The organism is Rhodococcus sp. Ni2, from assembly GCF_021352185.1.
GTDB classification, from domain to species: Bacteria; Actinomycetota; Actinomycetes; order Mycobacteriales; family Mycobacteriaceae; genus Rhodococcus_F; species Rhodococcus_F qingshengii.
In genome coordinates, this window is sequence record NZ_WOXZ01000002.1 from 2,165,279 (window position 1) to 2,175,492 (window position 10,214).

9 protein-coding genes and 1 tRNA gene are annotated in these 10,214 nt (G+C 61.7%); all 10 read right to left on the reverse strand.

Annotation, left to right across the window (positions count from 1 at the left end):
- Positions 1–54: 54 nt before the first annotated feature.
- The 10 genes from GN300_RS23650 to nuoL all read right to left on the reverse strand — a co-directional run bounded on the left by GN300_RS23650 (position 55) and on the right by nuoL (position 10,214).
- Positions 55–1,305 carry an ABC transporter permease gene (locus GN300_RS23650; protein WP_233405686.1) on the reverse strand — a complete coding sequence of 417 codons (1,251 nt, stop codon included), beginning with the start codon at positions 1,303–1,305 and terminating at the stop codon, positions 55–57.
- A 76-nt stretch (positions 1,306–1,381) separates the two neighbouring features.
- Positions 1,382–2,173, reverse strand: a complete 792-nt coding sequence (locus tag GN300_RS23655) for an ABC transporter ATP-binding protein (protein WP_051649609.1) — start codon at positions 2,171–2,173, stop codon at positions 1,382–1,384.
- A gap of 120 nt (positions 2,174–2,293) precedes the next feature.
- Positions 2,294–2,364, reverse strand: a tRNA-Cys gene (locus GN300_RS23660).
- 104 nt (positions 2,365–2,468) lie between these two features.
- Positions 2,469–3,095, reverse strand: coding sequence for a trans-aconitate 2-methyltransferase (locus GN300_RS23665; RefSeq protein ID WP_042922606.1), 627 nt, complete (start codon positions 3,093–3,095; stop codon positions 2,469–2,471).
- A 20-nt stretch (positions 3,096–3,115) separates the two neighbouring features.
- On the reverse strand, positions 3,116–3,832 hold the full coding sequence (locus GN300_RS23670) for a hypothetical protein (RefSeq protein WP_042922610.1): 717 nt from the start codon (positions 3,830–3,832) through the stop codon (positions 3,116–3,118).
- Positions 3,829–4,413, reverse strand: a complete 585-nt coding sequence (locus GN300_RS23675; RefSeq protein WP_063316531.1) for an RNA polymerase sigma factor — start codon at positions 4,411–4,413, stop codon at positions 3,829–3,831. The genes GN300_RS23670 and GN300_RS23675 overlap by 4 nt, the downstream gene beginning before the upstream one ends.
- A 30-nt stretch (positions 4,414–4,443) precedes the next feature.
- Positions 4,444–5,127 (reverse strand): lysoplasmalogenase, encoded by a 684-nt coding sequence (locus GN300_RS23680; protein ID WP_063316730.1) that lies wholly within the window; start codon positions 5,125–5,127, stop codon positions 4,444–4,446.
- A gap of 4 nt (positions 5,128–5,131) precedes the next feature.
- Positions 5,132–6,727: an NADH-quinone oxidoreductase subunit NuoN gene (nuoN, locus tag GN300_RS23685; protein ID WP_063316530.1), complete on the reverse strand. Its 1,596-nt coding sequence runs from the start codon at positions 6,725–6,727 to the stop codon at positions 5,132–5,134.
- Positions 6,724–8,328, reverse strand: coding sequence for an NADH-quinone oxidoreductase subunit M (locus tag GN300_RS23690; protein WP_063316529.1), 1,605 nt, complete (start codon positions 8,326–8,328; stop codon positions 6,724–6,726). The genes nuoN and GN300_RS23690 overlap by 4 nt, the downstream gene beginning before the upstream one ends.
- The gene (nuoL, locus tag GN300_RS23695) at positions 8,322–10,214 is read right to left on the reverse strand and encodes an NADH-quinone oxidoreductase subunit L (RefSeq protein WP_063316528.1); all 1,893 of its coding nucleotides are present in this window, start codon (positions 10,212–10,214) and stop codon (positions 8,322–8,324) included. Before nuoL ends, GN300_RS23690 begins: the two co-directional genes overlap by 7 nt.

The following is a 10,214-nucleotide window of genomic DNA, read 5'->3' on the forward strand; positions in this document are numbered from 1 at the left end:
AAGTTGCGGCTACTGCGCTGACGCCCAGAAATTCTCGGACTATCTGGGCAACGATCATGCGGTGGTAACCGCGAACAGAATCCGATCCGGCTCGCGTTGCATACGGGTGATCGCGACGCGGCCCCCGATCCAAGCACCAAGTGCACCAATCGCAACAGCGACAGGGATGGCGAAATAATTCACCGGGTTCGGTAGCAGCGCCCCGAGTAGAACGCCGGGCGCCGTTGTCGCGGCGAAGATGACGATGGCGAGGATGATCAGTCCGAAGGACGAGCCATTGAAGGATCCGCGGGTGTTGAGGGAGAACGTCTTCTTCATCTCCGGGACCGGGTAGGGGGCTTTGGCGGATATCGCTACTGCCAGTCCTGCACCGACTCCCATCATCGAAATGCCGACGGCGAGCGGCACGGCCAGTCGGTCGGTCCCGAGGTCCCCGAAGATCCGTACAGCAGCTGTTGCGACGACCACGAAGGGTGTCATCACGATCGCCCACGCGATTTGTCGGCCCCGGACGTCAGCGGCAGCGGCTTCGGGGATCATCACCAGATGCCAGATCGATGCGCCGTCGAATCCGTACAGATTCGATCCGGCTGCCATTGCCAGGTAGATCAGGAACCAGGCACCCCATGCGGCGGAGAAGGGGATCGATGACGAGATCAGCGGTCCGAAGCCGGAGACCAAGGTCATGATGGCAACGGAGAGCAGTTGTGTTCGTCGGCGCATGTCTCCGTGCCAGAGCGAAAGCTCGCGAGAGATGACGGTGCCCAGTCGGGATGCGCGCCAACCGGTTCGAATGTCGCGGCCCTGGTTCTTCAATTGCACGGAAGTGGCGCCCGCTGATTCTGCGACCTTCCCGTTGAAGTAGCGAACGACCAGGCGTTGCCATGACCACAGCAGTGCGAGATCGACCAGCACCAGGGCGAGGATTGCTCCGGCGGCGAGGAGCCAGGCGCCTCCTGCTGCTGCGTCGACACTGGTGATTCCCCACGCGAACGGGATCGAATGCGCGACCGTGAGCGGCCACGTGACGTCGCCGTCCACGACCGTGCCGAGGCGACTCTGCAGCGGAAATTGCAGCAGATACAGTCCGCCGAAGAACGTGCCGAATGCCAACAGTCCCAGTTCGCGGCTGCGACGACTCCGCAGGAGCTGCGACATCGCCAGCATCGCGACCCGTGAGGTGCCGACAATGAGCAGGACCGTTGCGGGCCAAGCGATAATGGCCAATGGCAGTGCGGCAGGGTGGTGTGTAGCGGCATAAATTGGAATCGCTGCTGCAGCCAACGCGGTAATCGGCACGGTCATACCGACCAGCGACGTCGAGAACAGTGCTCTGGCGAGTCGGACGGGTTCCAGTGTGTCGGTGAAAAGCTGGTGGTGGTCATGCGCGCATCCATGACAGTCCGTCGGGACTGGGACTGCGGCTACCGACAAGGCGAACGAATGCCTCGTCGAGAGTGTTGCCTGCGCGCACCTCGTCGACCGTTCCTGAAGCCACGACGCGACCGTCTGCGATGACTCCGATGTGAGTACACAGTTGTTCGACAAGGGCCATCACGTGACTGGAAAGAATGACCGAGCCACCTGAGTGGACGAACGAGAGCAGAATGCTCCGAATTCCGGCCGAAGAAATGGGGTCGACAGCTTCGAACGGCTCATCCAGTACCAGTAAGCGAGGGCCGTGCAACAAGGCCGAGGCCAACCCGATTTTCTTCGTCATGCCCGCTGAATAATCGGCGATGACCGTTCCACCTGCATCGGCGAGATCGAGCGCGGCCAACAGTTCGTCGCGTCGTGACGCGATGACGTCCTCTGGCATACCGCGCAGTCGCCCGAAATAGGTGAGTAGTTCATGACCGGTGAACTGGGCGGGTAGCGCCAAACCGTCGGGTAGGACGCCGAGCAGACTCTTCGCTGCCACAGGGTCGTTCCACACGTCGTAGCCGTACACCAGGCTGCGACCGTAGTGCGGGCGAAGCAATCCGACAGCCATCGACAATGTGGTCGTTTTTCCCGCACCATTCGGGCCAACCAGTCCGAACAACGAACCTGAGGGCACCGCAAGAGAAAGGTCGTTCACAGCAACTTTCGCGCCGAACGCCATGCAGAGGTGTTCCACTTGCAAAGCCATCGGTCCGGGAGGTAACTGTCCTGTCTCGGGGAGAGGGTGCATCGATCGAGGGTAACTGTCCGGAGCCATGTGCGCGGAGACGGAGCGGAGCGATGCAGGCTGCGTGCACCGAATGTCATTCCTAGGTGGGGGTTGCGACATGAGTCGCTGGTTCGCAAGGGGAGCGGATGGCAGGAGTCGAACCTGCGTGGACGGTTTTGCAGACCGCTGCCTTGCCGCTCGGCCACACCCGCATTGATCCAATTATGTTCGTAGTGAACAACAGTCGCCACCATTGTGATCAGGGTGAGTTGATCGCCGTGTGACGGATCGCAGGGAGTGCGGGGGAAGTGCCGGGTCAGGCGCGGGAGAACACCGCGACCAGGAATTCGGAATCCTCCTTGAACGGGCGAAGATCCCACGTGGAGAGCAGCAGATCAGCCTCGAGGCCACTCGCGGTCGCGTCGGCGAGAAACTCGGGGAACTCGTAGCCACGGCCGGCACCGAATCCGATGACCACTCGGCCGCTCGGAGCGAGATGACGAGCAAATCCTGAAAATACTGCTTGCCTGGTGGACGGAGCGAGAAACGCCACCACGTTGCCTGCCGACACGATGACGTCGAAATCTGCCTCGACACCGCGGGCCGGCAGATCGAGTTCGGCGAGATCGCCGACAAGCCACGTCGGTCCGGGGTGGTCTTCTTCTGCGGCAGCGATGAGAACCGGGTCGACATCGACTCCGACAACCACATGCCCGACGTCGTGCAGATAACCGCCGAGTCGGCCAGGCCCGCACCCTGCATCGAGAACCCGGCCACCGCGTCCGAGCATCGCGTCGATCAAACGTGCTTCCCCGACAATGTCCTTGCCGTCCGCTCTCATGGAACGGAAACGCTCGACATATCGTGTGGAATGCGTCGAGTCGGCTGCAGTGATCTCTTCCCACTGGCTGGGGATGCGCTCGTTCGGGGCGTGTGCAGTCATCTTTCGAGGGTACCGACAGCTCACCGGGTGCCGACGACCGTCCCGTCTGCGGCATATCCGACGAGGGTTGGACGAGGGGACGTGAGCGACAGGGGAATCCATCCGTAGAAGCGGTCTTCGGCAAGAATTGTCGGATAGATATGGCCGTCTGCGGTGTGAAGTTCGGCTCGGACAGCACCTCCCGCCCCTGCGTCGTAGGTCGCCTCGTGCGGACCGGCCTCGTACCCGGCGCCGCCCCCGAATGAATCCGCGCCGTACAAGTCAATTGATCTGCAGCCGTGTCCGAGGCCGATGAATTTCGACGGACCAACCTTGTCGATGTCGGCTGACGCCTCGAAAACCGGGGCGACGCACCTCCAGCCATTGGCGCCGTGGGCGACAAAGACGCTGAACAAGGTTCCGTCAGGTCCGGGAATGGACCCGACCCGCTCGGCGGTGGACGGATCTATTCCGCCGTTGGTTCCCGGCATCGTCTGCCAACCCGAGTACATGTCGGTGAACGCTTTCGGCATCATCCCCGTGGCAGCGGCGCAGCCCACCACCACTGCTGCGCAGATCGCCGCGACGAGAACGATGGCACCGACGCGACGGCGTGGAGCCTTGGTTGCCCCAATGTTGTTTTCAGTAGCCATGATTCGGGTGCGTACGGCATCTTGGACGTTCTCGGGCCAGAGTTCGGCGGAAACCGTATCGCTCGGCCGCAGCTTCTCGAGCGTGGTCAGCAGATCTTTGGTCATGGGGTACTCCCGTGTTCGGCGGCAGCGCAAGGTCGGGCGGTGTTCATCGGGATTACGGTGACGGATTCTGAAGGCAACCCGGCGCGCAATCGACGCCGAGCGCGAAAGAGACGAACATGCATGGCCGGAACCGAACACCCAGCGACCCGCGCGGCTTCGGTGGCGGTCAACCCGTCCCAAGCAGTCAGGAGCAGGGCTTCACGTTCGGTGACGGTGAGTGTTGCCAGTGCTTCGAGCAGTTCCGTGCGTTCGGTGACAGTGACGTCGGCGCCCGGCGTCGATGCCGCAATCTGCTCGATGCGTCCCATCTTCTCGGTGAGCGCGTCAAGGCGCCGAACGCTGCGACGGTTATTGTTCACGGTGTTTCGAGCCACCACCAACAGCCATGGCAGTGCCGGCTCGGGCACTTCGTCCAAGCGTCGCCAGGCAACGAGGAACGTCTCGGAGACAACCTCCTGCGCGCTGTGATGATCAACGTGGCGACAGGTATACGCGAACACCCGACCGGCGTAGGCGTCCCACAGGGCGGTGAACCGGTCTTCGCCGCTCGGCGGCGGTTGTTCCTCGGATTTCGGGGTCATATGAAGAGATGTCCGGCTGGTTGCTGATCCTTACAGCCGCTGAGCTAATGGACGGTTTGGCGTCTTACTCCGGCCGAGAACTCCCACTGTCAGAAGCAACAGAGCGAGGATGTACAGCGTCATGATCCAGATGCCCGCAGCGGCGGGCTGCCACTTGTTCGCCTGGCCGAGCAGGATGAGGGCGTCAGAGGTGAGGAACAGCGCGCCGCCGATACCGGTGATCGAGTTGTACGTCAGTGCGGTTGATGCGGTTCCCACCAGGATTGCGGCGTACACGGGGACGGCAATTCGAAGTTCAGGTTCGAGACCGGTCCAGGTGTACGACACTAGAGCGATCCCAGCGACGGTGTAAGCGCACAGAAACCATGGCCGCCTTCGTATCTCCCGAAGCGCGCCGTGTGAGAGAAAGAATCGGATGAAGCAGAGGTGACCGATCGCGAAGGCTGCCATCCCGATGACAAACGTGGAGTCCCAGATCAGGAACAAATCTCCGAAAGCACAGGCAATCAGCGCAGCAGCAACAATTCGAGGTCCGCGTCGGGCGACAACCCAGGCAGCCAGAATCGGCGCGAGCATGACCTTGGTGATCCCGTCCCAGGGCGCAGCATCAGCGGCATTGAGGATCAGATGGACAATCGCTACCGCTGAAAACCCGACAAACCATGGCGACCGGATGGTGCTCGGCAGTCCGGTGTCGTAATCAGATTCACGCATCGGCTCAGTGTAGGAAGTCCGCTGCACGCTCGGCGAGGTCGAGCGCCGGCTGGGGGAGTATGCCGAGGATGAGCGTGACACCGGCGCCGAGGCCGATCACACTGCTGGTCAGTGCACTCGGTACCACGACGGTCGGAGCGTCTGCGGCCGATTCGGTGAAGAACATCAACACGATCACTCGCACGTAGAAGTACGCGGCGATCGCGCTGCACAGGACACCGACGATCACGAGAGGTGCGGCCCCGCCCTCGGCTGCCGCGCTGAACACCGCGAACTTTCCGATGAACCCACTGGTCAACGGGATCCCGGCGAAAGCCAACAGGAACAGTGCAAACACAACTCCGACCAGCGGTGAGCGCCGGCCCAATCCGGCCCAGCGCGAGAGCGTCGCGACCTCACCGTCTGCGTCCCGAACCAGACTCACGACGGCGAACGCGCCCACGGTGCTGAATCCGTAGGCCAGAAGGTAGAACATCGCCGAGGCCAGGCCGGCATCCGAATCCGCAACCACAGCGGTCAGAATGAATCCGGTGTGCGCGATGGCCGAATACGCGAGCATCCGCTTCATATCGGTTTGCGTCACAGCGACGATCGATCCGACAACCATCGTGAGAATCGCGACCGCCCACATCAGTGGACGCCAGTTCACGTACTCGTTCGGCAGAGCCACATAGAAGACACGAAGGATGGCACCGAATGCGGCGATCTTGGTCGCAGTAGCCATGAAACTGGTGATCGGCGTCGGCGCCCCTTGATAGACGTCGGGAATCCACGAATGGAACGGCACGGCACCGACTTTGAACAGTAATCCCACGGCCACGAGTGCTGTCCCGAGCCACAGGAAGGCGTCGGTACCCGACCCGCTGCGTGCTGCGTCGGCGATACCGGAGAGCGTGACCGTCCCGGCATAGCCGTACAGCAACGCGATTCCGAAAACGAAGAACGCCGACGAAAATGCCCCGAGCAGAAAGTACTTGAGCGCAGCTTCCTGGGAGAGCATGCGACGTCGGCGTGCCAGACCACACAGGAGATACAGAGGTAGTGAGAACACCTCGAGCGCAACGAACATCGTCAGCAGATCGTTGGACGCGGGAAAAAGGAGCATGCCGCCGACAGCGAAGAGGGTGAGCGGAAAGACCTCGGTCTGGGCGATACCGACCTTGACCGCTTCTTGTTCCGCAACACTTCCGGGGACGCTCGACGCTTGAGGGGTGAAACCGCCGAGCGCGTCGTGTTGCGCGATCACCTCGGCGGTGTTGCCCGAGCCTCGCTCGGCGATCAGCAGTACTGCGGGGATCGACACGAGAAGGATCGTGGCCTGTAGGAAAAGGGTCGGACCGTCGACCGCTACAGAACCCATCATCGCCGTCGACCGCGTGCCGGCGAGTAGAAGCACTGCCACGAACGCGGCCGCCAAACCTGCGACACCGAGGACGAGTTGCACGGGGTATCGAATGCGCCGGGGTGCAAACGCCTCGATGAGTACGCCCACAACCGCAACACCGAACACGATCAACATTGGCGAGAGCAAGCTGTATTCGACACTGGGTGACGCCGTGCCGGCTGAGCCGAGGATGGTCACGTCGTTGAAGGAACTCATTTGTGGGCACCTCCTTCGTGGTCGGCGACGAGCGGGGTCGGAGCCTCGTCGACGACCGTATGGCTCACTGCAGGAGTGATGACGTCCAAGGCAGGCTTGGGGTAGATGCCGAGAAGCAACAGGAGTGCGATCAGAGGGGCGACCACCACAAGTTCGCGTCGAGCGAGGTCGCGGATCGTTCCCTGCCCTTCCTTCACAGGTCCGCCCATCATGCGCTGGTAGAGCCAGAGTATGTAGATCGCGGACAGGACAAGCGCGGCAGTCGCCGCGATAGCGGCCACGTGGTATCGCGAATACGTCCCGATCAGCACCAGGAACTCACTGACGAACGGCGCGAGACCCGGCAGCGACAGCGTTGCCAACCCCGCAACGAGGAATGTGCCGGCAAGTACGGGTGCAACTTTCTGGACGCCGCCGTACGCCGCGATCGATCGAGTACCTCGCTGCGAGACGAGGAATCCCGCAATCAAGAACAGAGCCGCAGTGGAGACTCCGTGATTGACCATGTACAGCGCGGAACCCGCCTGGCTCTGGCTGGTCATCGCGAAGATTCCGAGAATGATGAAGCCGAAGTGCGAAATCGACGTGTAGGCGATCAGTCTCATGACGTCTGTTTGCGCGATCGCCAGTGTTGCGCCGTAGACGATCCCGATAACGGCGAGCGTGATGATCCACGGTGCAAAGGTCGACGACGACTCCGGGAACAGTTGCAGGCAGTAGCGAATCATCGCGAACGTGCCCACCTTGTCCACGACCGCCATCATCAACACTGCTGTCGACGGAGTCGATTCCACCGCGGAGTCCGGCAACCAACTGTGCAGCGGCCAGAGCGGTGCTTTCACCGCGAACGCGAACATGAATCCGAGGAACAAGGCGTTGAGCACCCCGGGTCCAACACCGAGTTCACCGCTGTTTGCCGCTGAGGCGATCGCCCGGAAGTCGAAAGTGCCGCTGGAGAAGGGACTCTCGTCGCGCGTGGTGACCACGTACAGGCCGATGACTGCAGCGAGCATGACCAGGCCGCCGAGGAGGTTGTAGAGCAGAAACTTCACGGCTGCGCGAGATCTGCCCACTCCGCCGAACCCGCCGATGAGGAAATACATCGGTATCAGCATTGCCTCGAAGAAAATGTAGAACAAGAGAATGTCCAAGGCGCTGAACGAAATCATCACCATGGACTCGACAACAAGGATCAGCGCGAAATAGGTGTGCGGCATTCTCTTGGGTGATTCCGCGTCTGCCGGGACGTCGTTCCAGCCCGCGATCAGTAGTAATGGCACCAGCACTGCGGTGAGAAGAACCAGAACGAGTGCGATCCCGTCGAGTCCGAGTGTGTAGCTGGTGCCGAAAGCCGGTATCCAGCTGTGGCTTTCGACAAATTGAAATTGTTCGCCGCCGCGGTCGAACGCAACTCCGAGAACGGCGGCGACCACCAGGACTGCCACGGACACAGCCAATGCGAGAGACTTCGCAAATTGGTACGACCGTGCCGGCAGAGCGAGGACAACACCCGCTCCGATGAGCGGAAGCAACCAGAGCACCGTCAGCGCGGGGAAGCCGGTATTGGTCACAGAGTCGCTCACCGCCGCTTCGATCACCACAGTGTCACCGCCATCATTGTCGCGACCACGAGTGTTGCTCCGACAAACATCACCAGCGCGTACGAGCGAACAAACCCGGTCTGTAGCTTCCGCGTGAGCGCGGACAGCCCGGTGACGACCACCGCAAAGCTGCCCACGACGCCGCCTATTCCCTTGGTGTCGAACACTTCCAACGACTTGGTGAGTTGTTGTCCAGGCTTCATGAACACCGTCTCGTTGAAGGCGTCACCGTACAGATCGCGGCGAGCCGCACCGGTCAACGGTGAAACCGGAGTCGGTGCCACAAGTGGAATCTCCCGGGTGGCGTACTCGCGATACGCAATCGCGACGCCGGCGGCAACTGCGAGCAGCGCCAGCGCGGTGATCGACCATGCGGGTATCGGCGGTTCGACGTGATGTGAGCCGACAACCGGTTCGAGCCAGTTCTGCAAGCTGGACCCGATGGTCAGGAGCATCCCGGCGCCGACGGACCCCACCGCCAGGATGATCATCGGAGACGTCATCACCGCCGGAGATTCGTGAGGTTTCTGGTTCTCCCAGCGGGCCTTCCCGAAGAAGGTCATCAGCATCACGCGGCTCATGTAGAAGGCAGTGAGCGTCGCACCCAACAGCGTGACGATGCCCAGCACAACACCCTTGATGCCGCCCTCGCCGATCGCAACCTCGATGATCTTGTCCTTGGAGAAGAACCCGGCAAACGGCGGAACACCGATGATGGCAAGGTATTCGAGCCCGAACGTGACAAAAGTCAGTGGCATGAACGCTCGGAGCCCGCCGTAGCGCCGCATGTCGGTTTCGTCGTTCATCGCGTGCATCACCGAACCCGCGCCGAGGAACAGGCCTGCCTTGAAGAATCCGTGGGTGATCAGATGAAGGATTGCGAAGGCGTATCCAGCTGGTCCGAGACCCGCTGCCAGGACCATGTATCCGATCTGACTCATGGTCGATGCGGCGAGCGCTTTCTTGATGTCGTCCTTCGCGCAGCCGATGATCGCACCGAACAGCAGCGTCACGGCACCGACGATGACAACCACGAGTTGAGCGTCGGGTGCGAGATCGAAGATCGGATTGGAGCGCACGATCAGGTAGACGCCGGCCGTGACCATCGTGGCCGCGTGAATCAGAGCCGAGACGGGGGTGGGGCCCTCCATCGCGTCGCCGAGCCACGACTGCAGTGGCACCTGCGCGGACTTCGCGCATGCAGCGAGGAGGAGCATCAGGCCGATCGCCGTCAGGACACCTTCGCTTGCACCAGACGCGTCGGCGAAGACGCTGCTGAACGAGAGCGAGCCGAACGTGCTGAACATCAACATCATCGCGATCATCAATCCGATGTCGCCCACCCGATTGACGACAAAAGCCTTCTTGGCAGCGGTCGCCGCCGACGGCTTGTGCTGCCAGAAACCGATCAGCAGGTACGACGCCAAACCGACGCCTTCCCAGCCGACGTAGAGCCCGAGGAAGTTGTCGGCGAGCACGAGGAGCAGCATCGCAGCGAGGAAGAGATTGAGGTAGGCGAAGAACTTACGACGCTCGGGGTCGTGCGCCATGTAGCCGACCGAGTAGATGTGGATCAGCGAACCTACACCGGTGATGAGCAGGACGAAACACATCGACAGTTGATCAAGCTGCAGTCCGAACTCGACCTGAAGACTGTCGACCGGGACCCAACTGAACAGGTGCTCGGTGACGGTGCGGTCGGCGGTGTCGCGGCCGAGCATGGCGATGAAAAACACCACTGCGACGACAAACGACGCGAGTGCCATGACGCAGGCGAACAGGTGGCCCCACGCGTTCGTGCGACGACCCGCCAGCAACAGGACAGCGGCGCCGCACAGGGGCAGGGCGGGGAGCAACCAGATGGCGGACGTGATTCCTCCTGACAT

What these genes read in the sequence shown, in the direction of transcription:
- GN300_RS23655 (WP_051649609.1), bottom strand. Translation starts at nt 2,173, where the DNA reads ATGCACCCTCTCCCCGAGACAGGACAGTTACCTCCCGGACCGATGGCT.
- GN300_RS23680 (WP_063316730.1), bottom strand. Translation starts at nt 5,127, where the DNA reads ATGCGTGAATCTGATTACGACACCGGACTGCCGAGCACCATCCGGTCG.
- GN300_RS23675 (WP_063316531.1), bottom strand. Translation starts at nt 4,413, where the DNA reads ATGACCCCGAAATCCGAGGAACAACCGCCGCCGAGCGGCGAAGACCGG.
- nuoN (WP_063316530.1), bottom strand. Translation starts at nt 6,727, where the DNA reads ATGAGTTCCTTCAACGACGTGACCATCCTCGGCTCAGCCGGCACGGCG.
- GN300_RS23665 (WP_042922606.1), bottom strand. Translation starts at nt 3,095, where the DNA reads ATGACTGCACACGCCCCGAACGAGCGCATCCCCAGCCAGTGGGAAGAG.
- nuoL (WP_063316528.1), bottom strand. Translation starts at nt 10,214, where the DNA reads ATGTCAGGAGGAATCACGTCCGCCATCTGGTTGCTCCCCGCCCTGCCC.
- GN300_RS23650 (WP_233405686.1), bottom strand. Translation starts at nt 1,305, where the DNA reads ATGACCGTGCCGATTACCGCGTTGGCTGCAGCAGCGATTCCAATTTAT.
- GN300_RS23670 (WP_042922610.1), bottom strand. Translation starts at nt 3,832, where the DNA reads ATGACCAAAGATCTGCTGACCACGCTCGAGAAGCTGCGGCCGAGCGAT.